Annotated in this window: 24 protein-coding genes; 11 read left to right on the forward strand and 13 right to left on the reverse strand. The window is 40.6% G+C overall.

The genetic code is table 11. The features are described from left to right. Nucleotides 1-54: 54 nt before the first annotated feature. Nucleotides 55-498 (reverse strand): nucleoside deaminase, encoded by a 444-nt coding sequence (locus E0W68_RS12660; RefSeq protein ID WP_135219808.1) that lies wholly within the window; start codon nt 496-498, stop codon nt 55-57. 64 nt (nt 499-562) lie between these two features. On the opposite strand from E0W68_RS12660, the gene E0W68_RS12665 reads away from it, so the two are divergent. Then, entirely contained in the window at nt 563-1,216 is a 654-nt protein-coding gene (locus E0W68_RS12665) for a hypothetical protein (protein ID WP_135219809.1), read from the forward strand. 25 nt (nt 1,217-1,241) lie between these two features. On the opposite strand, the gene E0W68_RS12670 is transcribed toward E0W68_RS12665, so the two are convergent. Beyond that, complete coding sequence (locus E0W68_RS12670; protein WP_135219810.1) at nt 1,242-1,850, reverse strand: hypothetical protein; 609 nt, start codon at nt 1,848-1,850, stop codon at nt 1,242-1,244. Between the two features lie 97 nt (nt 1,851-1,947). Between E0W68_RS12670 and E0W68_RS12675 the strand changes: the two genes are divergently transcribed. Beyond that, the gene (locus E0W68_RS12675) at nt 1,948-3,717 is read left to right on the forward strand and encodes a 1-deoxy-D-xylulose-5-phosphate synthase (RefSeq protein WP_135219811.1); all 1,770 of its coding nucleotides are present in this window, start codon (nt 1,948-1,950) and stop codon (nt 3,715-3,717) included. Between the two features lie 44 nt (nt 3,718-3,761). Continuing rightward, complete coding sequence (locus E0W68_RS12680; protein WP_135219812.1) at nt 3,762-4,709, forward strand: DUF3078 domain-containing protein; 948 nt, start codon at nt 3,762-3,764, stop codon at nt 4,707-4,709. 80 nt (nt 4,710-4,789) lie between these two features. Here E0W68_RS12680 and E0W68_RS12685 read toward each other — a convergent pair whose 3' ends face one another. The 6 genes from E0W68_RS12685 to E0W68_RS12710 form a co-directional block, all read right to left on the reverse strand. After that, entirely contained in the window at nt 4,790-6,130 is a 1,341-nt protein-coding gene (locus E0W68_RS12685) for a deoxyguanosinetriphosphate triphosphohydrolase (protein ID WP_135219853.1), read from the reverse strand. Nucleotides 6,131-6,155: 25 nt separating this feature from the next. Next, nucleotides 6,156-6,422: a hypothetical protein gene (locus tag E0W68_RS12690; RefSeq protein WP_135219813.1), complete on the reverse strand. Its 267-nt coding sequence runs from the start codon at nt 6,420-6,422 to the stop codon at nt 6,156-6,158. An 18-nt stretch (nt 6,423-6,440) separates the two neighbouring features. Further along, entirely contained in the window at nt 6,441-6,953 is a 513-nt protein-coding gene (locus E0W68_RS12695; protein ID WP_135219814.1) for an RDD family protein, read from the reverse strand. Between the two features lie 91 nt (nt 6,954-7,044). Beyond that, nucleotides 7,045-9,441, reverse strand: coding sequence for a ribonucleoside-diphosphate reductase subunit alpha (locus tag E0W68_RS12700; RefSeq protein ID WP_135219815.1), 2,397 nt, complete (start codon nt 9,439-9,441; stop codon nt 7,045-7,047). A 61-nt stretch (nt 9,442-9,502) separates the two neighbouring features. Then, on the reverse strand, nt 9,503-10,480 hold the full coding sequence (locus tag E0W68_RS12705; protein ID WP_135219816.1) for a ribonucleotide-diphosphate reductase subunit beta: 978 nt from the start codon (nt 10,478-10,480) through the stop codon (nt 9,503-9,505). Nucleotides 10,481-10,727: 247 nt separating this feature from the next. Continuing rightward, complete coding sequence (locus E0W68_RS12710; protein ID WP_135219817.1) at nt 10,728-11,315, reverse strand: DUF3109 family protein; 588 nt, start codon at nt 11,313-11,315, stop codon at nt 10,728-10,730. A 130-nt stretch (nt 11,316-11,445) separates the two neighbouring features. Between E0W68_RS12710 and E0W68_RS12715 the strand changes: the two genes are divergently transcribed. The 4 genes from E0W68_RS12715 to E0W68_RS12730 all read left to right on the forward strand — a co-directional run bounded on the left by E0W68_RS12715 (nt 11,446) and on the right by E0W68_RS12730 (nt 13,299). Further along, nucleotides 11,446-12,021: a MarC family protein gene (locus E0W68_RS12715; RefSeq protein ID WP_135219818.1), complete on the forward strand. Its 576-nt coding sequence runs from the start codon at nt 11,446-11,448 to the stop codon at nt 12,019-12,021. Between the two features lie 85 nt (nt 12,022-12,106). Then, nucleotides 12,107-12,304, forward strand: a complete 198-nt coding sequence (locus E0W68_RS12720) for a hypothetical protein (RefSeq protein WP_135219819.1) — start codon at nt 12,107-12,109, stop codon at nt 12,302-12,304. A 9-nt stretch (nt 12,305-12,313) separates the two neighbouring features. Then, nucleotides 12,314-12,925: an FAD-dependent oxidoreductase gene (locus E0W68_RS12725; RefSeq protein ID WP_135219820.1), complete on the forward strand. Its 612-nt coding sequence runs from the start codon at nt 12,314-12,316 to the stop codon at nt 12,923-12,925. Nucleotides 12,926-13,068: 143 nt separating this feature from the next. Then, nucleotides 13,069-13,299 (forward strand): hypothetical protein, encoded by a 231-nt coding sequence (locus E0W68_RS12730; protein ID WP_135219821.1) that lies wholly within the window; start codon nt 13,069-13,071, stop codon nt 13,297-13,299. Nucleotides 13,300-13,410: 111 nt separating this feature from the next. Here the strand turns inward: E0W68_RS12730 and E0W68_RS12735 are convergent, their stop codons facing one another. Together E0W68_RS12735 and E0W68_RS12740 are read right to left on the reverse strand one after the other, a co-directional pair. Then, nucleotides 13,411-14,979 (reverse strand): S41 family peptidase, encoded by a 1,569-nt coding sequence (locus tag E0W68_RS12735; protein ID WP_135219822.1) that lies wholly within the window; start codon nt 14,977-14,979, stop codon nt 13,411-13,413. Between the two features lie 3 nt (nt 14,980-14,982). Then, nucleotides 14,983-15,414 carry a deoxycytidylate deaminase gene (locus tag E0W68_RS12740; RefSeq protein WP_135219823.1) on the reverse strand — a complete coding sequence of 144 codons (432 nt, stop codon included), beginning with the start codon at nt 15,412-15,414 and terminating at the stop codon, nt 14,983-14,985. 245 nt (nt 15,415-15,659) lie between these two features. Between E0W68_RS12740 and E0W68_RS12745 the strand changes: the two genes are divergently transcribed. After that, the gene (locus tag E0W68_RS12745) at nt 15,660-16,091 is read left to right on the forward strand and encodes a tellurite resistance TerB family protein (RefSeq protein WP_135219824.1); all 432 of its coding nucleotides are present in this window, start codon (nt 15,660-15,662) and stop codon (nt 16,089-16,091) included. A 36-nt stretch (nt 16,092-16,127) separates the two neighbouring features. On the opposite strand, the gene fbp is transcribed toward E0W68_RS12745, so the two are convergent. Continuing rightward, nucleotides 16,128-17,144 (reverse strand): class 1 fructose-bisphosphatase, encoded by a 1,017-nt coding sequence (gene fbp, locus E0W68_RS12750; protein WP_135219854.1) that lies wholly within the window; start codon nt 17,142-17,144, stop codon nt 16,128-16,130. Between the two features lie 110 nt (nt 17,145-17,254). Between fbp and E0W68_RS12755 the strand changes: the two genes are divergently transcribed. Then, entirely contained in the window at nt 17,255-17,728 is a 474-nt protein-coding gene (locus E0W68_RS12755) for a GNAT family N-acetyltransferase (protein WP_135219825.1), read from the forward strand. A gap of 16 nt (nt 17,729-17,744) precedes the next feature. Continuing rightward, a complete protein-coding gene (locus E0W68_RS12760; protein ID WP_135219826.1) occupies nt 17,745-19,007 on the forward strand; it encodes an aspartate kinase in 1,263 nt (420 codons plus the stop codon). A gap of 47 nt (nt 19,008-19,054) precedes the next feature. Here E0W68_RS12760 and E0W68_RS12765 read toward each other — a convergent pair whose 3' ends face one another. Then, nucleotides 19,055-19,774, reverse strand: coding sequence for a hypothetical protein (locus tag E0W68_RS12765; protein ID WP_135219827.1), 720 nt, complete (start codon nt 19,772-19,774; stop codon nt 19,055-19,057). Between the two features lie 260 nt (nt 19,775-20,034). Between E0W68_RS12765 and E0W68_RS12770 the strand changes: the two genes are divergently transcribed. Next, nucleotides 20,035-23,454, forward strand: a complete 3,420-nt coding sequence (locus E0W68_RS12770; RefSeq protein WP_135219828.1) for a hypothetical protein — start codon at nt 20,035-20,037, stop codon at nt 23,452-23,454. Here E0W68_RS12770 and E0W68_RS12775 read toward each other — a convergent pair. Continuing rightward, on the reverse strand, nt 23,451-23,936 hold the full coding sequence (locus E0W68_RS12775; RefSeq protein WP_135219829.1) for a hypothetical protein: 486 nt from the start codon (nt 23,934-23,936) through the stop codon (nt 23,451-23,453). The two genes, E0W68_RS12770 and E0W68_RS12775, sit on opposite strands and share 4 nt — an antisense overlap. Between the last annotated feature and the right edge of the window lie 133 nt (nt 23,937-24,069).

Here is a 24,069-nt window from a genome sequence, read left to right on the forward strand (position 1 = left end):
TGTACTAAATTTATGATTAATTTTTTAATGCAGATAATCAGCATACATTTTTAATTACCCCCTCTTTTTGCTGAAAAACTCTTTTACCAGCATACCGCATTCTTCTGCCAGTATGCCGTGTACTACTTGGGTTTTTGGGTGCAGTTTTGTGCCCATAGCCCTGTACCCGCGATGTTCGTCCGAAGCGCCAAAAACAATTTTAGAAATCTGACTCCAGTATAACGCCCCTGCGCACATCTGGCAAGGCTCGAGGGTTACATACAGCGTACAGCCCATGAGGTATTTACCGCCCAAAAAGTTTGCTGCCGAAGTGATTGCCTGCATTTCGGCATGGGCGGTCACGTCATGTAAAAGTTCTGTAAGGTTGTGCGTGCGGGCTATAACCTTATCATTGATTACTATAACAGCGCCTACAGGAATTTCATCTTTTTCAAAAGCGGTTTGTGCCTCCTGTAAGGCTTTCTTCATAAAATATTCGTCGGTAAAAATGTTTTCCATCGAGACAAAAATACGAATATCAATAAATTAAACGTTATACTAATGTAACCCAATCCGCTACATTATGAATACTTATAAAATTTCGGTTCCCAAGCCTTGCCATGAGGATTGGAACACCATGACGCCTGACGATAAAGGCAGGTTTTGTGCTAATTGCAGTAAAACTGTGATTGATTTTTCTGAAATGACGGATGTTGAAATAAAAAGTTACCTCATTGTCCAAAAAGGGAAAAGTGTTTGCGGGCACTTCCGCACCTCGCAGTTACAGCGCATTACCATAACTATTCCGGCACAGGTTTTATATTCGCAAACACAGTTCCATAAAATATTCCTGCTGGCATTACTTTTCACTATGGGTACTACCTTGTTGAGTTGTGCTGATGAAGCTGGAAACAAACAAAAAATTGAAAATGTGGTTATTGAGGAAGAAGAAACGACATCAACTGTTGAGGATATTGATAGCGTATCTGACGTCGGAGTTGAGGGAAAAGTTGTTTTAACTCCACGCCCACAAATACACCTTACAGGAGCAGTAGCTGTAGAACCCTGCACTCCTGCTCCCTTAACAGGTGAAGTAGTTTTTGAACCTGATAGTATTAAAACTCAAAAAATAAAACAGTTACCTCAAAATACAATGGGTAAAGTTGCCCTTGACTTTTCACCTAAAAAAGAAGACAGCCACATTCAGGGTGATACTATTATAACACCTCTGCAATAAATAACTCAAATGTAAATATTGTATTTTACAGCCCGCCTACACTAATGCTCCAATTATCCTCTTTATATGAAATATAAAACTGTAAGTTATGGTCATTAGGGCAGTTAACTTTTATATCATATTCTTTTGGGAAGAATGTATAACTTACACTCGGAGCTACTGTATTGCCATATCCCTTAGTAAGCAAATCATCTAAAGAGGTTTGAGCTACAACCTGTTTCAGCTCTTTGGTAAATACAAAATCATAATATTGCAAGATATTATCCTGAGTTATATCAAAGTCTATGTATTTTTCTTCATTTTGAATGTAGGCAAGGGTATCGCAATCATGAGCATACTTAAATATAACCGGGTGTATCGCTCTTATAGGAAAATTGAAAACTTCAATCACCTCATTTTTATTATTATCTTTCAGGTTTTTCTTAAAATTGCTCCAAAAATTTCCTAAAGAAGCTGTATCAATCGGCAGAGGCAATTTTTCTTCTCTAACTTTTAATGTATCTGAAATTAAAGGCATATATTCATTACCCTCTTGCGATATGATATTTTGTTGATGCTTTTCTTTTTTCTCTTCGGAAAAACCACAGGAAAAAACTACAAAAAGAAGGAGTAGTAATACTATTATTTTTTTCATATCAACTTAAAGTAAGTATGAATACATTTTAGACCATCGGAATATACAACAATAATCCTTAATTAATATTGTAAATTTGTTTTTTGAAAACAACCCAATGACAAGTACACTTTTAGCACAGATAAACTCCCCCGAAGACTTACGCAAACTAAGCCCCGAACAGTTACCGCAACTGGCTGTTGAACTGCGCGATTTTATTATTGATATTGTTTCGGTTAAAGAAGGGCATTTGGGTGCGAGCCTGGGCGTAGTAGAACTTACCATTGCCTTACACTATATTTTTAACACTCCAAGTGATTTACTGGTTTGGGATGTGGGACATCAGGCATACGGGCACAAGATACTTACAGGTCGTAAAGATAAATTTGATACCAATCGGCAATGGGGCGGTATAAGCGGTTTCCCGAAGCGCAGCGAAAGTGTGTTTGACACTTTTGGCACAGGGCATTCTTCCACCTCAATTTCGGCAGCTTTGGGCATGGCAATAGCCTCTAAGTTGCAAGGTGATACCGAAAGAAACCACATTGCGGTGATTGGCGATGCCAGTATTGCATCGGGTATGGCATTTGAAGGATTGAACCATGCCGGCGTTACGGATGCAAATTTATTGGTTATACTCAATGACAATGCCATAGGTATAGACCCGAGTGTGGGTGCGCTTAAGAACTATCTTACCGAAGTGAAAGAAGGGCGCAACCCAAGACAAAACAACATGATTAAGTCGCTTAATTTTGACTATACCGGTCCTGTTGACGGGCATGACATTAATGCACTTATAAAAGAACTGGAACGACTTAAAGCCATAAAAGGCCCTAAATTCCTGCATATTATTACCACAAAGGGCAAAGGACTGAAACAGGCGGAAGAAGACCAGGTAAAATACCATGCACCGGGTAAATTTGACAAAGCAACGGGCGAGATATTACCGAAATCGGACGAAAACCTGCCTCCTAAATATCAGGATGTTTTCGGGCTTACTTTGGTTGAGTTGGCACAGCAAAACGAGAAAATCATAGGCATAACCCCCGCCATGCCATCTGGCAGCTCGATGAAGTTTATGATGGAGGCTTTCCCCGAAAGGGCTTTTGATGTAGGCATTGCCGAACAACACGCCGTTACCCTTGCTGCGGGTATGGCTACACAGGGCATGACGGTATTTTGTAATATCTATTCTACGTTTTTGCAACGCGCTTATGACCAGGTTATACATGATGTAGCTTTGCAAAACCTGCCTGTTATTTTTTGCCTTGACCGTGCCGGACTGGTAGGCGAAGACGGCGCAACACACCACGGGGTTTTTGATATTGCCTACCTGAACTGCATTCCTAATATGATTGTTTTTGCTCCGCTAAACGAGCGGGAACTACGCAATATACTCTATACCGCACAACTGGGGCTACCCCACCCGATAGCCATTCGTTACCCGCGTGGCAGGAGCGAGAGTACTAACTGGCAACTGCCTTTTGAAAAAATTGAAACAGGTAAAGCTGTTCAACTGAAAAAAGGTTCACGGGCGGCAGTACTTACTACCGGAACGATAGGCAATAATGTGAGCAAAGCACTTGCCGAAACAGATGATTCAGGACAATTTTCGCACTATCATTTTGGGTTTATAAAACCTTTGGATGAAAAAGCGTTGCAAGATATATTCAATACCCACGAAACTGTTATTACTGTTGAGAACGGTTGTATTACCGGAGGATTCGGGAGTGCTGTTGCAGCCTTTGCATTAAGTACTGAATATAAAGGAAGTGTGAGGATTTTGGGGATTCCTGATGTTTTTATACAGCACGGCACTACATCGCAACTACAACAATACTGTGGCATTGACGTTAAAAGCTTAAAAGAAATTTTTTCAACTTACTGAAATTAACGATTTTTGCACCGCATCTATTACAAATCACACATTGAATGAAATTTAAAGCCTGCTTTGCAGTGTTACTGCTATTTGCATTTATACAAAATATACAGTCGCAAGTTATTGTTACTACCCTGCCCGACTCTATTACGTATTGGGAAAGGAAGAACGTAGTAGGGCTTGATATATCGGAAATTGCATTTGTAAACTGGAGTGTGGGGGGTAATAATTCGGTTACTATATTAAGTAAGGCTGAATTTGCCCGTAATTATCACAAAGGTAATCTTAACTGGGATAACGAATTGCTGTTGCGATACGGGTTTAACAGCCAGGAAGGACAGGAGGTAAGAAAAACGGACGACCAAGTACAGTTTACTTCTACTTTCGGTTATCGAAAAGATACTATATCGAATTGGTATTATAGTGCCAAGTTTAACTTTAACACGCAGTTTGCCAACGGTTATGCCTACCCTAACACCACCGATGAAATTTCAGCGCCTTTTGCTCCTGCTTATATTTTTCTTGGGGTGGGTAGCGAGTACATCCGTAAAGACATAGGGCTAAATGCTTATTTTTCGCCCCTTACCAATAAAACAACACTGGTATTAAACCAAACACTTGCCAACCAAGGTGCTTTTGGGGTAGATCCTGCTGTATATGATGAGGAAGGGAACCTGATTACAGAGGGTAAAAAATCGCGTACTGAGCTGGGTATATTGGTAACTAACAGTATAAAGCGTAAAGTATTTAAAAACATCAACTTAGACCATCGTATTAGTTTTTATACTGACTACATTAATAACTTTGGCAATATTGATATTGACTGGCAGTGGTCGTTGGATATGACGGTAAACGAATATGTAAAAGCCAATATTGGCGCACATATTATTTATGACGATGATATAAAAGCCACCGAAGAAGTAAATGGCGAGCCTGTAAAAGTAGGACCTAAACTACAGCTAAAGCAAATGCTGGGTGTGGGAGTAACCTATAGTTTTTAGATTATTGGAAATTTGGAAGATTCGATTACTTAGATAGTTGGATTAGTTAGATAGTTTGAATATCTAACTAATCCAACTATCTATTTTACTCCTGTTATGGTATTGTAGAGCAGTAGTGCCTTACCGTCGGTTAGTGTCGATACAAAATGGCTTATGTGCAGCAGCCTGCCATACAAGTTCATTTTATCAGCAACAAATTTTTCGGGCAACATTTTCAGTATCAGCTTGTCGTAGTTACTTTCCTTACCCTCAAACTTATTGTTATAGGCGTTACAAAACGTATCGAGCAACGTGTTGATAATACGGTAGCCTATTACTTCTTTCTCCACCACCTCACGGCTTTGGTAGATGTTTTTTATACTGATATTAATAATATCGCGCATTTGGGCGGTATATTTACCTTGATCGGTTAACGCATGCGGGTATTTGCCCGCAAGTATTTTCTCCTCGTTATCAAGAAATACTTTTACAGCATCGTTTATCAGGCTGCTGATAGCCAACGCGCGCAGGTAGCTCACCCTGTCCTCCTTAGTAGTAAGGCTTTTATATTTTTCTACCAATACATTATCTTTAACCAGCTTTATAAGATATTCCAGAGCAAAATCTTCGGATATAACGCCAAGGTTAATACCATCTTCAAAATCGATAATGGTATAGCAAATATCATCGGCAGCCTCTACCAAGTAAGCCAGCGGATGGCGTTCAAAACCTATAGCATCACCTGTTTTATTGGGAATAAGCCCCAGCTCTTTTGCCACATCCGTAAAGGCTTCTTTATCACTCTGAAAAAAACCATATTTTTTATCGGCAATATTAGCCGTTGGCTTTTTAGGCAACGATTCTTTAGGATATTTCATAAAAGCCCCCAAAGTAGCATACGATAATCGCAAACCGCCTTCTATACCGGGGCGCGATGCCGTGAGCAGGTTAAAGCCGTTGGCATTACCTTCAAAATCTACCAAATCCTGCCATTCCTTATCGGTAAGCAATTCTTTGTATTGCTGTCCTTTACCTATTTTAAAATATTCTCCTATGGCTTTCTCTCCCGAATGCCCGAAGGGTGGGTTGCCAATATCGTGTGCCAAAGCAGCAGCAGCCACTATAGCTCCAAAATCGTTCATATGGAAACCATGTATATCCTGAAGGTAAGGATGCTTTTCGATAATTTTTTTGCCTACCAGCCTTCCCAGCGAACGCCCCACTACCGAAACTTCAAGGCTGTGGGTAAGGCGCGTATGCACAAAATCGGTTTTAGAGAGGGGTATTACCTGTGTTTTATCTTGCAGGCTGCGAAATGCCGACGAGAATATAATACGGTCATAATCTACCTCAAAACCCAAACGGGTATCGTCCTGCTCTTTTCGTAAACGTTTGCTTGTATCGCCCTGCCTTTTTAACGACAGTAACTGTTCCCATTGCATCATTTTTGGTAGATGGTTTTATATTCTAATTTTCTTCGGGTTCGGAGGTTTGAGTATCATCCTTAACCCACTTTTTCTTGTTTGCCAATGCAAAATCTTTCGATTTCATGGGGTATTGCTCATAGCTTTTATCACTCGGGTTTTCGATAACTGATTTTATGGTTATCTCGTCGCCCGGTTTAAAAGCCGAAGCCACTTTTTGATAATCTAACAGGTAAGCACCGCAAAAGTAGTTACCCTCTTCATCCTGTGCTATCACTCCCGTATAAACGGGTTTTTTCTCTTTTGCCATATTGTTTATTTAAGTCTGTTAAAGCACTTCTTCATTGCCTATTTCGTTAAATGATTTTTTTAATTCTACTGCCGCTTCATATTTCTTTACATCTACCACATAGGTTTTACTAAGGCTGTCGTGCCATCCTCTCGCATTAGTTCCTAAAAAAGAAAATACTTCAAAGGGTATAAACCGGCATAATGTTCTTATCCCTATGGTTCCGGCATCAGGTTTAGTACCATCATAGCACACCACTTTGGTTCCTGTTATAAGTTTACCAAGCGTGCGGGAAGAGGTGGTTTCAAAAATGCCGTAATACAATATTTGTATCCCTATGCTCAGTAACAGTTCCTGAATAGGGTTCATTTCTGATATCCAAGTTACAAAACCATTCATTCCGAATAATAAATAAATTAACGAGGCAAACAAGCCTATCAAAAGCCCTACGAGATATTGTGCTGCAAAGTCTATTAAATAATTGGCAAAACGTTTGCCTGCCGGAGCAAGCATATCATCTTCTACATATACTGTATTGTCTTGATATTCCATTGTAGCTGTAATGAATAATGTTTAACTGAATAAGGAGCGATACACTACCGCCCCTTATTATATACTGCTATAGTATTGTATTTTTCAATTTTTAAGAACCGCACATTTCACAATCCTCAGGATCGGAGTTTTTGGCGCGCTCCAGCATTGCCTTAAACTCAGAGGTTGCTATTGGCTGTGCCTCAGCTACTACTGCTTCGGGAACTGCCTCTGCTTTCTTATCGTTGTTCAGGGTAAATTTAATAGCATCTACCGCGCTTTTGGTTCTCAGGTAATACATACCGGTTTTTAATCCGCTTTGCCACGCATAAAAGTGCATCGATGTTAATTTGCTGAATGTTGCATTTTCCATAAACAGGTTAAGCGACTGCGACTGGTCTATAAAATAACCTCTTTGGCGCGACATATCGATGATGTCTTTCATACTCATTTCCCATACGGTTTTGTACAACTCTTTTATATCCTGCGGGATACCTTCTATGCTTTGTACCGAACCGTTGGCACGCATTATTTCCTGTTTCAGTTTGTCGTTCCATATACCAAGTCGTACCAAGTCGTGAAGCAGGTGTTTGTTTACCACAATAAACTCACCCGAAAGCACCCTTCTTGTATAGATGTTAGACGTATAAGGCTCGAATGCTTCGTTGTTCCCTAATATTTGCGAGGTAGATGCTGTTGGCATTGGTGCCATAAGCAGCGAGTTCCTCACACCGTGCTCCATAACCTCTTTACGAAGTGATGCCCAGTCCCAGCGTCCGCTAAGATCTTCATCTTTTAAGCCCCAAAGGTTGTACTGGAATTCGCCCTGTGATATGGGCGAGCCTTCAAACGTTGAGTAAGGTCCTTCTTCTTTGGCAAGTTCCATAGAGGCGGTAACGGCTGCAAAGTATATGGTTTCGAATATTTCCTGATTTACTTTCTTGGCTTCATCGCCGGTAAACGGAAGTCGCATTAATATAAGCGCGTCGGCAAGCCCCTGCACACCAAGCCCTACGGGACGGTGACGCATGTTAGAATTACGGGCTTCCTCTATCGGATAATAATTCCTGTCGATAACCCTGTTAAGGTTACGCGTTATACGCTTAGTAACATCGTGCAGATACTGGTGGTTAAACTCACCTTCTTCTACAAACATGGGTAATGATATAGAGGCAAGGTTACATACCGCCACCTCATCCGGTGCTGTATATTCTATAATCTCCGTACAAAGGTTAGACGAGCGTATGGTGCCTAAGTTCTTTTGGTTCGATTTTCTGTTGGCTGCATCTTTATACAGCATATACGGCAATCCTGTTTCTATTTGCGACTCCAGTATTTTTTCCCAAAGCTCGCGTGCCTTTATGGTTTTTCTGCCTTTTTTCTCTGCTTCATATTTCAGGTACAATGCGTCAAACTCTTCGCTATGCACATCGCACAGTCCGGGGCATTCGTTAGGGCACATCAGCGTCCACTCGCCATCTTCCTGTACACGCTTCATAAACATATCGGGCATCCACATGGCAAGGAACAAATCGCGCGCACGCATTTCTTCTTTACCGTGATTTTTTCTTAACTCCAGGAACTCGAAAATATCGGCATGCCATGGCTCTATATATATAGCAAAGCTGCCTTTACGCTTACCTCCGCCTTGGTCAACATAACGGGCGGTATCGTTAAACACGCGCAGCATGGGTACAATACCGTTCGATGTACCGTTTGTACCCCGAATGTATGAACCTGTAGCCCTGACGTTGTGTATAGATAAACCGATACCTCCGGCTGATTGTGATATTTTTGCGGTGTTTTTCAGCGTGTCATATATTCCGTCTATACTGTCATCTTTCATGGTAAGCAGGAAGCATGACGACATTTGCGGTTTTGGCGTGCCTGAGTTGAAGAGCGTAGGCGTGGCATGCGTAAAGAATTTTTTAGACATTAACTCATACGTTTCCAAAACGGCATCTATATCATTGAGGTGTATTCCTACTGATACACGCATTAGCATATGCTGCGGGCGCTCTACAATTTTACCGTTTATTTTCAGCAAATAGGAACGCTCCAGTGTTTTAAAACCAAAGTAATCGTAATTAAAGTCCCTGTTGTATATAATGCTCGAATCTAAAACTTCGGCATTTGCCATAATGGCTTCGTAAACCTCATCGGAAAGCAAAGGCGATTTTTGCCCTGTTCTGGGGTTTACATAATGGTACATATCGGACATGGTTTCCGAAAATGATTTCTTGGTATTTTTATGCAGGTTGGATACTGATATACGGGCTGCAAGTTGTGCATAATCAGGGTGAGTAACTGTCATTGCCGCAGCAATTTCTGCCGCAAGGTTATCCAGCTCATAAGTGGTAACACCATCATACAACCCTTCTATAACACGCATGGCTACTTTTACCGGATCTACAAGGTCGCTAAGCTCATAGCACAGTATTCTTACTCTGTCGGTTATTTTATCGAACATTACCGGCTCTCTGCGTCCGTCTCTTTTTACTACATACATAGGGCAATATTTTTAGGTTAATAATAGCAAATGCCTCAGCATTTGCAAAAAACTGGTTGTATTAAAAATCAGCGTCAAAACTGATTTTTTGCGAATCGGTATCCTTATTAATAACGCCCGCTTTTTGATATTCTGAAACTCTTTTTTCAAAGAAGTTTGTTTTTCCTTGTAAGGATATCATATCCATAAAATCGAATGGATTTCCTGAGTTAAACTCACGCTCGCAACCCAATTCTACCAAAAGCCTGTCGGTTACAAACTCAAGATACTGCGTCATTAAGGTAGCATTCATACCGATAAGGCTTACAGGAAGCGACTCGGTTATAAATTCTCTCTCAATATTCAGCGCATCTATCAATATCTCTCGTATCCTTTCTTTCGGCACTTTGTTTACTAAGTGGTGGTTGTGCAGGTGTACTGCAAAATCGCAATGTACGCCTTCATCTCTCGAAATTAATTCGTTAGAGAAAGTAAGTCCCGGCATAAGCCCGCGTTTCTTTAACCAAAATATAGAACAGAATGCACCTGAGAAGAATATACCCTCTACCGCAGCAAAGGCAATAAGCCTTTCGGCAAAAGAGTCGCTCTCTATCCATTTTAATGCCCAGTCCGCTTTTTTCATAATGGCAGGAAACACTTCTATGGCATTAAACAAATCGTCTTTCTCTGCCTCATCTTTTACATAGGTATCTATAAGCAGCGAGTAGGTTTCGCTATGGATGTTTTCCATCATAATTTGGAAACCGTAAAAGAATTTTGCTTCGGCATACTGTACCTCATTTACAAAGTTCTCTGCAAGGTTTTCGTTCACAATACCGTCAGAAGCTGCAAAAAAGGCAAGGATGTGTTTTATAAAATATTTTTCCTCATCACTCAGCTTGTTGTTCCAGTCGTTCAGGTCCTGGTGCAGGTCTATTTCCTCAGCCGTCCAAAAACTGGCTTCCATTTTTTTATACCAGTCCCAAATATCGTGGTGTTTTATGGGGAATATTACAAACCTGTTTTTGTTTTCCTGTAAGATTGGCTCTGTTGCAGACATATTATTTTGACTTTTATCGTATTATGAAAATGAATTTTTGTGCTAATAGGGAGATACAAAGATTGGCATTTGTATTAGAAAATGAAAGGCAAACTTATTCACAATCGGTAATAGTTTTTAACAACCGCTTAATATTAACCTAACATTAAAAGAAAGTTACAACAATCTGAATAATAGATTGTTGCAAAGTATAAATTTACAAAAAAATAAAATAAAAACCCGGCGTAAACAGTATATTTTACAGGGGTTAACGTCGCTTTTTTACGGGTTGTTCTTTAAGCTCGGCAGCCACTTTTTCGAGTTCGGCATACCAGTCCAGCCCAAAGCGGCGGATAAGGGCTTCTTTCACAAATTTATATATCGGCACTTCGAGTTCTTTACCCAGTGCGCAGGCATCGTTGCATATATCCCAACGGTCATAATTAACGGCTGCAAATTCTGTGAAATCTTTTACCCGAACGGGATATAAATGGCAGGAAACGGGTTTTTTCCAATCTATCAGGCCCTGATTGTATGCTTGTTCTATACCGCACAGGGCGGTTTTGCCATCAAAAATTACGTAGGCACAATCTTTATTATCAATAAGCGGGGTTTCAAGGTCACCGTCAGTGCCTTTTACCCAAACTCCTTTGGCTTCTATGGTTGCAATACCCTCTTTTCGCAAAAATGGTTTTACTTTTGGATATATTTCTTCCAGTATCTTGGTTTCTTCTTCGCTAAGCGGTGCGCCCGCATCGCCATCTACACAACAAGCACCTTTGCAAGCCGAAAGGTTGCATACAAAATCTTTTTCCAGTATGTCTTCAGACACTATTGTTTTACCCAATTGAAACATCGCGCAAAGATAGCGAAACGGAACATATAAAATATACTATATCCCTTCTCTTAAAAATTTAAAGCCCTTTTGGTTGTATTGATTGATATATGAGGTAATTTTGCAGCTTTAAAGAAATAATACTTGGACTATGGCATTCGACTGGAAAGAAGTTTTTACGGTAAGTATGGTACTGTTTGCTGTTATAGATATTGTGGGAAGCATACCTATAATAGTAGATTTACGTAACCGACTGGGACACATACAATCAGAAAAAGCATCAATAGTAGCTATGGTTATTATGATTGCCTTTTTGTTTGTGGGTGAGGAGATTTTAAAGCTTATTGGTATTGATGCGAGTTCGTTTGCCGTAGCCGGTTCGTTTGTATTATTTTTCTTAGCCTTAGAGATGATACTGGGCATACGCCTCTATAAAGATGATAACCCCAGCACGGCATCTATAGTACCCATTGCATTTCCGCTTATTGCGGGGGCAGGTACCATGACCACGATATTATCGTTACGGGCAGAGTATGCCAAAATAAACATCATAACTGCTATCATTATCAATGTAATAGTGGTTTTTATTGTACTGAAGTCGTCAGCAAAAATAGAGAAAGCACTGGGAGTAAACGGGCTGGGTGTGATACGAAAGGTATTTGGGGTTATACTCCTTGCAATAGCTGTTAAATTATTTGCTGCTAATGTTAAACAATTATTCATATAATAACTCTTTTTAGTACTTTTGTACTAAATACCAGGTAGATATTTACATATTTTATAGATATTCTATAATTTAATTTAAAACCACAATGAAAATTTTTATTTACACCCTTATTGCCATAGCATTGGGGCTCATTATTTTCAATATTACGCTCATCGATTTTAGCAACCCCCTGCAAGGCAACAGCCTGATAGCCCTTATCGGGATTATAGCTTCTCTGTGTGCTGTATGCATACTTATCATCTTTAAGATGGCTAAGAGTATTGAAGATAAAACAAAACAATAACATTTATTTATGTTTGATGTACTTATTATAGGCGGTGGTGTCTCGGGGGTATCTTGTGCCCTTGTACTCGGATCTGCACACGCCAAACCTTATGCCGAAGGCAAAAAGACAGGAATATTTACCCACCAGAAAGCATCGGCTTTGCAAGATGCTGTTTTTAATAATGCCTATGGCATACCACAGGGAAAATTAGGAAAAGAGCTGATGGAGGAGAGCCTGGAGCACTTAACGCAGGCATACCCGCACGTAACCCAAATTGATAAAGAAAAGGTAATGAAAGTAGCAGGCGAAGCCGGAAACTTTACCGTAACCACAAACAAGAATACTTATACTGCCAAAATTATAGTAGTAGCGGTAGGCTCTGCGCCTGCATTTGATATTGAGGGGTTAACGCAATATGTTATACCCCATGGTAAGGCGTTGCCTGAAAAAAACCGCATACAATTAAAGAACAATGACCACCTTGTTGCCGAAGGTATTTATGTAACAGGTACACTTGCCGGATGGCGCAGCCAGCTTGCCATAGCTGCCGGTAGCGGTGCAGCCGTAGCTACCGATATTATGACATTGTGGAATAATGGTGTATCGGCACAATATCATGATAGTAACCGTGCCAAATAGTTTACAGTTCCAGTAATCAGTTTACTGAATAGCAAAAAAGCCTGAAAGAAAATATTTCAGGCTTTTTTTAGTACAATTGACGTATGTATACAAAATAGTATACAAGATTTACTTATCTTTAATTAAATTTTAAAAATTAGATTATGGAATGGATTTCTTACCCTCAACATAAACCTGATCATTCTCAACCTTATGTAGTTAGTATTTCAAGACCAATTACTACTGGAAAGAATATATTTATTTACGTTGCTTATTACAATACCGAAACCGATACATGGCATAAATATGATGGATTTTCTAATGATAGTATCAAAGAAATTATCATTGAAAAAGTAATAGGCTGGGTAAATGACGTCGCGACACGTATTGGATGATAAAAAACTATCTAAAAATCTAGCTTTCCTACTCTTAATTTAAAACTTAATCCAAATTTAGAATTTAGGCATCTACTTATTATTTGATCACTGTAAACTGCGACTGGCTACTTATTTAATTACTGCCTTTACCATGCTATCCTCTTTTAACAGCATTTGGTAATATAGTTTTTCATTAGTAAGTTGTCTTACAAACTCTGCCGCAAGGTAATATTTTACTTTTTGCTCATATTTTACCAAGGGTAATACCAAGCCGTTTTGAGAAAGGTAATTGCCAAAAGCTGTATAATATTTTTTTGTGTTGGTAATTTTATTTACTATCTGCTGTTTGGTAAGCCCTTCAAAGGCTTTCCTTTCGGCATCCAACTGCTCAAATACAAAATGGCTCACAATACCCGATTTCATTACCATAATTACAGCCTCGTCGCCGTGCTCGCCTTCCATAGGCACAAATATATCGGGTATAATACCGCCTCCGCCATATACTGTTCTGCCTTTAAGGGTTTTATATTTCAATGTATCGGCTATTTTAATACTGTCGGCAGCATATAGCTCGCCATTTTCATAACGCTTCTGGAAATCGTCAAAATAAGCCTCGCCGCCATTGGCATAGCTGCGTTGTATAGAACGCCCTGACGGGGTATAATAGCGTGCCACCGTAAGCCTCACGGCACTATCATCGCCCAGTGGCATCTCGCGCTGTACCAAACCTTTACCAAACGAACGCCTGCCTACTATAATGCCCCTGTCGTTATCCTGTATAGCACCTGCCAGTATTTCGCTTGCCGAAGCGCTGTTTTCGTTAATAAGCACATATACTTTGCCTTCTTCAAAAATACCGTCATCGCCGGCATAGGTTATGTCTTCGCGGTCTTTTTTGTTTTTAATTTTTACAATTACAAGGTCGTCTTCCAGTAAGTCATCGGCAATATCTACTGCTTTTTCAAGGTAGCCTCCGCCATTGTCGCGCAAATCTATTATAAGTTGTTTAGCCCCTTGCCTTTTAAGGTCAAGCAACCCTTCATGAAACTCATCATAGGTTGTTTCCGCAAAACGGTTTATTTTTATATAGCCTGTTTTATTATTAACCATTACGGCAACATCTACACTTTTTATAGGCACTACGTCGCGGGTAAGGTTTACTTTAAATTTTTTGTTTTCGCTTTTCCTGAAAACGGTTAATGTAAGCTTAGAGCCCGCTACTCCTTTGAGGGTAGCAAACAAGCTGTCGTTTGGCAGCTTACGCCCGTATAGCTTGGTGTTACCTGCATACAGGATACGATCGCCCGATTTTAGTCCTGCTTTTTCCGACGGACCTCCGGGTATGGGCTTTATAACCGCAACAGAGTCTTTATACATATAAAAGCTAACTCCTATACCCACAAAGTCGCCCTTCATGCTTTGGGCTACGGCTTCCATTTCACTTTTAGATATATATACCGAGTGCGGGTCGAGTTTTTCCAGTATGCTGTTTACCGTAAGATCGACAATCGAATCGGCATCCACATCCTCTATATACTCACTCTCTATAAAATCCATAAGCTTGTTCAGCTTTGTTTTTTTAGCGCCTGACAGCATTCCGCGCTTATCGTGGGGAAAGTTTAAAAAACTACCCAACAGCAAGCCAGCAGCCATAAAGGTTGCAAGAAGCAGCGGAAGATATATTTTGTTGGTTTTCATTAGCTATTTGTCCAAATCGGGTATGCATACTACGGCTACGCCTGCACGTTCTAAGAACACAATGCCGGAATCATCTTTATAACCGTTTTGATATACTACACGTTTTATACCGGACTGGTGTATTAATTTGCTGCAATCTTTACAGGGCGACATGGTTATGTATAATGTTGCGCCCTCGCACGACTGGGTTGAACGGGCAACTTTTAAAATAGCATTGGCTTCTGCATGCAGCACATACCATTTGGTAAGGTTATCTTCATCTTCGCAGCAGTTTTCAAAGCCTGACGGTGTGCCGTTATAACCATCAGATATTATCATTCTGTCTTTTACAATAATTGCGCCAACCTTTTTACGCACGCAGTACGACAATTGGCTCCACTCTCTTGCTATCCTCAAATAAGCCTTGTCGTACTTATTCAGTTTTTCTTCTTCCATTTACTATAAACAAATAAGAAACAAAGTTAAGCCATTCAACGTCTTAAAACGAAAGTTGGCTCAAAATTATTATCAAAACAATAGTAAGCATTTCCTAAAATTAAGCCAAAATAGGTTCTGAAAATGCCGCTATAGTATATCAAGGTTTATAATTTACGATAAATGCAATAAAAATCTTTGAAAAATTGTTTTTAACAGAAAATATATAATTTATATTTGCGGCTACTTAACAACATGTAAAAAATATGTCAATTTCAGATTTATTCGATAGTGGTTTCAAGGAGAGAAACAAAGGACATTTCTCTGCTATTGTAAGAGTTGCAATGGAAAACGGGCACTTGAGCCCTGAAGAAAGACTGTTTTTGGACAAACTTGCCAAACAACTGGAAATATCAGAAGAGGAATATAATGAGATATTGGCAAACCCAATGCGATACCCTATTAACCCTCCTTACCTGTATGTACAAAGATTGGAGCGTTTATATGACCTTTCCAGAATGGTATATGCCGACCACGTGCTCGGACCAAGACAAAAAGAAATACTTACCCGCTTTGCCCTTGCACTGGGCTTTACACCGGGCAACGTAAACCTTATTGTAGAGAAGGCATTATCGCTGCAAGTTATGGGTGTCGATCTCGACACTTTTGTATATGAAATGCAACACATGAACCGATAATAAAAAAAAGCCCTTTTTCAAGGGCTTTTTTATTACTTATTGATTTGCTTCGGCTTCGCGCATAAATTCTTCTGCTTTTTCTACCATATTATAGCTTCCGCAGAAAAACGGCACACGCTGGTGCAGCTCTGTAGGCTGTATTTCCATTATTCTTTTAAATCCGTTTGATGCTTTACCGCCTGCCTGCTCGGCTATAAATGCCATAGGGTTACATTCATAAAGTAAACGTAATTTTCCGTTGGGTGCTTTTGCACTGGTTGGGTAAATGTAAATACCGCCTTTTATCATATTTCGGTGAATGTCTGAAACCAAACTACCAATGTAACGTGACGTATAAGGGCGGTCGTTTTCCTCAAGCTGGCAATATTTTATGTAGTTTTTTACCCCCTGCGGAAAGTGTACATAGTTACCCTCGTTTATAGAGTATATTTTTCCGTCTTTAGGAAACTGCAGGTTGGGGTGCGACAGGTAGAATGTACCAATGGCAGGGTTAAGCGTAAAACCGTTAACACCGTGCCCCGTAGTATAAACAAGCATGGTAGATGTACCGTATATCACATAGCCTGCCGCAACCTGATTGATACCCGGTTGCAAAAAATCTTCTGCCGTAACCGGTGTACCCACAGGGGTTATCCTGCGGAAAACCGAAAATATAGTCCCTACCGATACATTTACATCTATATTAGAAGAACCGTCAAGCGGATCCATAAGCACAACATATTTGTTGTTGTGGCAGCCATCCTGACCCTGTACGGTAATAAAATCATCATTTTCCTCGGAGGCAATACCACACACAATTTCGCGGTTTATAAGCGTTTGCATAAAAACCTCATTGGCATATACATCCAGTTTTTGCTGGTCTTCGCCCTGTACATTCTGTTCGCCGAATGCGCCCACAATATCCACAAGCCCGGCTTTATTCACCTTGTAGTTTACCACTTTTGCCGCAAGGCGTATGGAGTTGATAAGCCGTGATAATTCGCCCGAAGAATACTTAAATTCCTGTTGGTTTTCGATGATAAATTCGCCTAATGTTTTGTTGCGTTCTTCCATTACTAAAACGTTATAGTTGAGTTGTGGCACAAATATCCAAATTTTTGTGATAAGAAAATAATTTATTATTAAATAAGGGAATACAATGTATTTTTGCCAAAATTTAGGGTATGATACTACGCAAAGGAACACCACAGGATATGCCTGCCGTACTGGAACTTATTAAAGAACTTGCCGTTTTTGAAAAAGAACCCGATGCCGTTGTAGTGACTGTTGATGAACTGGTGAGGGATGGTTTTGGCACACACCCGCTGTTCCATACTTTCGTGGCAGAGCAGGATGGCGAAATAATAGGCATGGCATTATTTTACTACCGCTACTCTACCTGGAAAGGCAAAACCATACACCTGGAAGACCTTATTGTAAAAGAAAGTAAACGCGGCACAGGTGCAGGCAGCGCATTGTATAAAGAAGTGATTACCTTTGCCAAAGCACAGGGCGTGCGCCGTGCAGAGTGGGTAGTGCTGGACTGGAACAAGCATGCCATTGATTTTTATAAACGTTCGGGCGCAAGGATTTTTACAGACTGGCTAACGGTACAAATGGACGAAGAGGGAATTACAAAATTTACACTTAGCTTATAAGCATTTAGGATAACAGATGAAAGTATTTAAATTTGGAGGAGCATCAGTAAAAGATGCCGAAGGGATTAAAAATGTATATAATGTTTTAGAACAGGTAGGGTATAAAGATGTACTGCTCGTTATTTCGGCAATGGGTAAAACCACCAATGCACTGGAGGTTGTTATAAAAAACTATATTGATAAATCGCCCGAACTGCAATCGTCTTTACAGGATGTAAAAAAATACCATATCCAAATATTGCTCGACCTTTTTGAAGATGAGCATCACGAGGTATTTACGGCAGTTAACAAACTGTTTGCCGACTTAGAGTATTTCCTGAAGCATAACAAGTCGCCCAATTATAACTTTGTGTACGACCAAGTGGTAAGCGTGGGCGAAATGGTATCAACAACCATAGTGAGCCACTATTTTAATTACAGAGGGTTGCACAACCAATGGCTGGACGTAAGGGAGTTTATTAAAACCGATACCACTTACCGCGATGCCATAGTAGATTGGGAACACACGCAGCAAAACATAGCCAAAAACATACAGCGCAAAACCCTGAACATTACACAAGGTTTCTTAGGCTCTGACGAAAATAACTTTACCACCACGCTGGGCAGGGAAGGTTCCGATTATTCGGCAGCCATATTTGCCTACTGCCTGAATGCCGAAAGTGTAACGATATGGAAGGATGTACCGGGTGTGCTTAATGCCGACCCGCGTTATTTTGAAAATGCCATATTGCTCAACCAGATATCCTATCGCGAAGCGATAGAGCTGGCGTTTTACGGCGCAACGGTAATACACCCAAAAACACTGCAACCGCTGCAACGCAAAGAAATCCCGTTGTATGTAAAATCGTTTATTAACCCGTTATTGCCGGGCACAAGTGTGAGTAAGGGTGCCGATTTAGAACCGCATACCAGTTGCTATATCGTAAAGAAAAACCAACTGTTGATATCCCTGTCATCACTCGATTTCTCTTTCATCATGGAAGAAAACATAAGCGAGATATTTGCCCTGCTGCACCAATATAAAATGAAAGTGCACCTCATCCAGAATTCAGCCATCAGCTTCTCGGTATGTGTTGATGATAAATTTGGCAACTTTGGCGAGTTGAAAAAATTACTTTCTAAAAAGTTCAAAGTAACCTATAACGAAGATGTATCGCTATACACCATTCGCCACTTTACCGAAAAATCAGTAAAAGCCGTAGCCCAAAACAAAGAGGTATTGGTTAAACAGGTGAGCCGCGAAACCATGCAGATTGTGACTAAAGAGGCAGCCCCCTAACCCCCAAAGGGGGGAATACCCTGTCCGCTTGACAGCAGGCGATAACTTTATTTATTATAAAACTCGCTGTTCCAGATGTTGGTATTAAAGTTTTTGCCTTTCCAAAAGCAGTAATATAACGCTATACCGCAAAAAGCCTTAAAGGTAAACAGGAAAGCCAGCACTATAAACTGCCCCGTGTTGTCGCCTGTAAAAAGCAATTTTGTAATAAACAGCGTAAACAGGAAGCTGGCAACGGCAAGAAACAGTAACAAACTGCCAAAATCGCGAAACGGACGCACCATAGTTTTTCGCCATGCAGTCAGGTCGTTACCCCACTGGTGTATCAGGTAATAATAGCCGTTGCCTATAGTTGCAAACAGCAACGGGTCGTCATAATTCTTTAAGTGGAATTGTTTGGAGGGTGCCATAATCATAAAACCATTCAGGGTAATGTTATGGGCCTTTTCCAGATTTTTTATATTGCTTACCGCCTCGTCAGGAATATGATTTTTAAACAAATGGCTGCTCAAAAACCGCAGGCGGTAATCAATGCAAATTTTTTGTATTTGATTGATGTGGAATATTCTGCTACTCTCCAGCAGGTTTACATCAAAGTTGTTGAAGGTTTCCGCCCCGTCATCGCCCAGCCGTTCCCTTATTGCCACGCGTGTTTCTTCATCTTGGGCTAAAATTTTGTGTACCTCTTGTAATAATGCCTGTTCATTCAGCATTCGCTCCCTCTCGCGAAGCAACTCATCTACTAAGTTTTTCCTCTCAAAAAGCATAATTCCTTAGTTTTAAAATTCATTAGCTTAAAATTACGGAAATCACGCTAAATAAAAGAAATGTTACATGCTAAAATACAGTATAACAGATGTTAAAGTTTATCCTTACCCTATAGTTACTAATCCTCTTTTAATTTTTTAGTTCTGCTTATTCATCAAAAAGATTGCTTCGTCATCCTCCTCGCAATGACTATCTCGCTGCCCGCAACTATTTAAACCCAAATACACTACTTTTGCCATTTTGGAGTTATAAAGTTGTGATGCTGAAAAACGGACTTTTACTGGTGTTGCTATGCTGTACCTTCGCACTATACGGGCAGGAGATAACCACGCCCTATAAAAACCGTAAAATAACCACCGAACGCGACACGATACAGATAGACAGCGTGAGCATTAACAAAGTATTCTTTAAGCTGCAGGACAAAATGGGCAACGATATTGATACCAGTTATTACGATATCGATTTCCGTAAAAGTACACTGGTATTTAAAAACGGTTTCCGGTCGCCCGACACCCTCACTATGCGTTACCTGAGTTACCCCGACTACCTTACCAAAAAATACAGCATTTATGAAGATTCGCGCGTGGTAGCAAATGATGCCGACGACGGCAACCGCTATACCATAGCCCGCGATCCGCTCACGAGGTTTCAACCGTTTGAAGGGTTAAACACATCAGGAAGCATCACACGGGGCATTACAATGGGTAACAACCAAAATGCGGTGGTAAACTCTAACCTCGACTTGCAGATAACCGGTAAAATATCGCAGCGCGTTAGCCTGCGTGCCTCCATACAGGACAGCAACATTCCCTTACAGGAAGGCGGTTATTCGCAAAAGCTCGATGAATTCGACCAGATATTTATCGAAATGTTCAGCGACAACTGGAACATTCGCGCAGGCGACTTGTTCCTGGAAAATCGCGAATCGCGTTTCCTGAACTTCAACAAAAAAGTACAGGGGCTTTCCACCGCCTTTTCTTTCGGCAAGCCCGAAGCCCGTACTACCATACACACCGCTGCGGCATTGGTGCGCGGGCAGTATGCGCGCAGCACCTTTACGGGGCAGGAAGGCAACCAAGGGCCTTATAAACTGCGTGGAGCTAACCAACAGTCCTACATACTGGTAATATCAGGTTCGGAACGGGTTTTTGTAAACGGCATCCTGCTGGAGCGTGGCGAGAGTAACGACTATATTATAGACTACAATGCGGGAGAGATTATCTTTACCACCCTGTTCCCTATCACTTCGGAAATGCGTATTAATATCGAATACCAGTATTCCGAGCGCAGCTATACCCGTTTTGTGTCCTACGGTGGTATTACCCACGAAAATGACGGCTGGAGCATTGGCGGTTATGTATATTCGGAAAATGATATAAAAAACCAGCCTTTGCAACAAAACTTGTCCGAGCAGCAGGTGGAAACCCTGAAACAGGCAGGTGATGATAACAGCCTGATGACGGCACCATCGGCGTATGTGGACACTTATTCGGAAAATAAAATATTGTATCGAAAAACCATCATAAACGGTTTTGAAGTTTTTGAATATTCCAATAATCCTGATGATGAGTTGTATAATGTTACCTTTAGTCTTGTGGGGAATAATCAGGGTAATTATGTATTGAGCAATACTGATGCCATAGGGCGTATTTATGAATACGCTCCTCCCGTTGGCGGTGTGTTGCAGGGTAATTATGAACCCATAACCCGCTTAACGCCCCCCACCAAGATACAGATAGCTACCGTGTTGGGGAAATACAACCCAAGCGAAAAAACTTATATAGATTTTGAAACAGGATTGAGCAATAACGACCTTAACCTGTATTCGCCTATTGATGATGATGATAATAACGGTTTTGCCGGAAACCTGAATGCCAAACAACGCTTATATACAAGTGAAGCGTGGGAGCTTGATGTTTTTGGCAATTTCCAGTATGTACAAAAAGATTTCCGCACCATAGAGCGACTGTATAACATAGAGTTTAATCGCGACTGGAACTTAGACGGTGTGGTTACTATGGGTGCGAACCAAAGTTTCCTGATAGCAGGAACAACGTTTCGATTGCCCCAAAAGGGGCAGGTAAAATATCAGGCAGAGCAGCTTGATTTTTCCAACACTTTTTCGGGTACGCGCCACGTGGTTGACGGGATGTTTACCTTCAACAAATTAATGGTTAAAAACCAAGGCAGTTGGCTGGAAAGCGACAGCGATTATGCCTCATCTACTTTTATTCGTAATGAGGCATTGACAAAATATCACGTGGGTAAAAACTGGGTGGGTGGCTCTTTTAGGATGGAAAACAATGAGGAGAAAATAAAAGCAACGGGCGAATTTTCGGCTTTAAGCCAACGGTTTAATGAGGTTGGGGCATTTGTGGGTCGTGGCGACAGCACTAAGGTATATGTAGAAGTGGGTTACCTGCAACGTGCCAATGACAGCTTGGTAGCCGGAGCTTTGAAAAAAGTAAATACTTCGCATTCCTATTACCTGAAATCAAGACTGGTGCAAACCGAAAAAAGCGACCTGACCCTGTTTGTAAACTATAGAGAACTAAAGTTTGAAGACCCCGCCATACGCGATGAACCTTCGCTTAACTCGCGCGTACTGTATAACGACAGTTACTGGAATCAACTGGTGCAGGTTACTACGGCTTACGAAACGACATCGGGTACTATTGCACAACAGGAGTTTACCTACCTTGAGGTAGAACCCGGGCAGGGGGTATATATGTGGAACGACTATAACGAAAACGGCATACAGGAACTACAGGAGTTTGAGGTAGCACCCTTTCCTGACCAAGCGAAGTATGTACGGGTGTTTTTGGCCAACCAGATTTTTGTGCGCACGCACCAAAACAAGTTTTCGCAGTCGCTTACGCTTAACCCTACACAGTGGCAAAATGCAGGAGGTGTTAAAAAGTTTCTTTCTTACTTTTACAATCAGTCGTCTTTCCTTATTGACAGAAAAATAGAGCGTGACGGGGGTAACTTCGACCTCAACCCTTTTTCGTCAGGAGAAAAAAACCTGCTGGGCATCACATCGGGCATTCGCAACAGTTTGTTTTACAATCGCGGTAAACAAGATCACTCTGTTACTTATACCTATACCAAAAACAGGACTAAAACGCTGCTAACATCAGGCTCTCAGGAAAACGACAATAACTCGCACCAGTTGCAATATGCTCACTTACTGCAAAAAACATGGTTGTTTGGGTTAACGGGACAAATGACGGAATCCTCTACCTACTCTGAAAATTACGGCAGCCGTAATTATGAGATAGACAGCTATCTGGCAGGTCCTAAAATATCGTATATCTTTTCGCGTAATGCGAGTTGGGATATTTTTTATGAATACCGCAGCAAGGAGAACCGTATTGGCGATGCGGAAACTTTATACCAGCAACGTTTGGGTACATCTTTTACCTATGCTTCGGAAAAACAATTTACAACAAGCGGAGAGTTCTCATTCTATAAAAATGATTTTACAGGAAATCAGCTAAGCCCCGCCGCATTCCAAATGCTGGAAGGCTTACAGGCAGGCGAAAACCTTACGTGGCGATTGCTGTTGCAAAAAAACCTCACGCAGTTTTTGGATGTAAATGTAAGTTATCAGGGACGTAAAAGTGAAACAAGCAAGGCTATACACACAGGCAGTGTGCAGTTGAGGGCATATTTTTAATTAAAGTATTCTTTTTCTTTAGCAGAAAAAGCATCTGACTGATTGACGTACTTCTTGGTAAAACTTTTTAAATCTTTAGACTGTTTACTGTAATTTTTTATAAGAAAGGCTTTATCTTCTTCAATTTCAGACTTGTATCCTGTAATCCAAGGCACATTATCCTGAATGTTAAGCCGTATCAGTCGGGCTTCGTAGTTATCAGGAGTTTTCGTTATGGTAGTTTCCAGCATATCAGTACCCCGGTTAAAAAACCTTGCTTTGGTAATCAGCCCTCTTTCATATTTTGCCATCAGCACTACAGAGGCTGCTTTGTAAGCCATGAGGGTTGCATCCTGTCCTTCCTCAATATTTTGTAATGAATTATAGAAGCTATCAGCACTTTCTTTGGATTGGGCTGCATTAATGTAACGCTGCCTCACTGTTTCCAGTTCGGGAGTAGCAGTAATCAATAAAAACAAAACACAAAACGAGATTAGTTTCATAAAAGCCGATACTATATTTTACAATCAGCAAATTAAAGAGTATTTATTGAAAAAATCATACTGTTTGTATTTTTTCTAACAGAAAAACAAAAAGGGCTTCCTGTAACAGAAAGCCCTTTCTTTGCATGAATAA

The organism is Flavobacterium salilacus subsp. salilacus (assembly GCF_004634195.1).
Lineage (GTDB): Bacteria > Bacteroidota > Bacteroidia > Flavobacteriales > Flavobacteriaceae > Flavobacterium > Flavobacterium salilacus.

Bases quoted from the DNA above. Each gene is read 5' to 3' on its own strand.
- E0W68_RS12660 (WP_135219808.1), bottom strand. From the start codon at position 498: ATGGAAAACATTTTTACCGACGAATATTTTATGAAGAAAGCCTTACAG.
- E0W68_RS12665 (WP_135219809.1), top strand. From the start codon at position 563: ATGAATACTTATAAAATTTCGGTTCCCAAGCCTTGCCATGAGGATTGG.
- E0W68_RS12670 (WP_135219810.1), bottom strand. From the start codon at position 1,850: ATGAAAAAAATAATAGTATTACTACTCCTTCTTTTTGTAGTTTTTTCC.
- E0W68_RS12675 (WP_135219811.1), top strand. From the start codon at position 1,948: ATGACAAGTACACTTTTAGCACAGATAAACTCCCCCGAAGACTTACGC.
- E0W68_RS12680 (WP_135219812.1), top strand. From the start codon at position 3,762: ATGAAATTTAAAGCCTGCTTTGCAGTGTTACTGCTATTTGCATTTATA.
- E0W68_RS12685 (WP_135219853.1), bottom strand. From the start codon at position 6,130: ATGCAATGGGAACAGTTACTGTCGTTAAAAAGGCAGGGCGATACAAGC.
- E0W68_RS12690 (WP_135219813.1), bottom strand. From the start codon at position 6,422: ATGGCAAAAGAGAAAAAACCCGTTTATACGGGAGTGATAGCACAGGAT.
- E0W68_RS12695 (WP_135219814.1), bottom strand. From the start codon at position 6,953: ATGGAATATCAAGACAATACAGTATATGTAGAAGATGATATGCTTGCT.
- E0W68_RS12700 (WP_135219815.1), bottom strand. From the start codon at position 9,441: ATGTATGTAGTAAAAAGAGACGGACGCAGAGAGCCGGTAATGTTCGAT.
- E0W68_RS12705 (WP_135219816.1), bottom strand. From the start codon at position 10,480: ATGTCTGCAACAGAGCCAATCTTACAGGAAAACAAAAACAGGTTTGTA.
- E0W68_RS12710 (WP_135219817.1), bottom strand. From the start codon at position 11,315: ATGTTTCAATTGGGTAAAACAATAGTGTCTGAAGACATACTGGAAAAA.
- E0W68_RS12715 (WP_135219818.1), top strand. From the start codon at position 11,446: ATGGCATTCGACTGGAAAGAAGTTTTTACGGTAAGTATGGTACTGTTT.
- E0W68_RS12720 (WP_135219819.1), top strand. From the start codon at position 12,107: ATGAAAATTTTTATTTACACCCTTATTGCCATAGCATTGGGGCTCATT.
- E0W68_RS12725 (WP_135219820.1), top strand. From the start codon at position 12,314: ATGTTTGATGTACTTATTATAGGCGGTGGTGTCTCGGGGGTATCTTGT.
- E0W68_RS12730 (WP_135219821.1), top strand. From the start codon at position 13,069: ATGGAATGGATTTCTTACCCTCAACATAAACCTGATCATTCTCAACCT.
- E0W68_RS12735 (WP_135219822.1), bottom strand. From the start codon at position 14,979: ATGAAAACCAACAAAATATATCTTCCGCTGCTTCTTGCAACCTTTATG.
- E0W68_RS12740 (WP_135219823.1), bottom strand. From the start codon at position 15,414: ATGGAAGAAGAAAAACTGAATAAGTACGACAAGGCTTATTTGAGGATA.
- E0W68_RS12745 (WP_135219824.1), top strand. From the start codon at position 15,660: ATGTCAATTTCAGATTTATTCGATAGTGGTTTCAAGGAGAGAAACAAA.
- fbp (WP_135219854.1), bottom strand. From the start codon at position 17,144: ATGGAAGAACGCAACAAAACATTAGGCGAATTTATCATCGAAAACCAA.
- E0W68_RS12755 (WP_135219825.1), top strand. From the start codon at position 17,255: ATGATACTACGCAAAGGAACACCACAGGATATGCCTGCCGTACTGGAA.
- E0W68_RS12760 (WP_135219826.1), top strand. From the start codon at position 17,745: ATGAAAGTATTTAAATTTGGAGGAGCATCAGTAAAAGATGCCGAAGGG.
- E0W68_RS12765 (WP_135219827.1), bottom strand. From the start codon at position 19,774: ATGCTTTTTGAGAGGAAAAACTTAGTAGATGAGTTGCTTCGCGAGAGG.
- E0W68_RS12770 (WP_135219828.1), top strand. From the start codon at position 20,035: ATGCTGAAAAACGGACTTTTACTGGTGTTGCTATGCTGTACCTTCGCA.
- E0W68_RS12775 (WP_135219829.1), bottom strand. From the start codon at position 23,936: ATGAAACTAATCTCGTTTTGTGTTTTGTTTTTATTGATTACTGCTACT.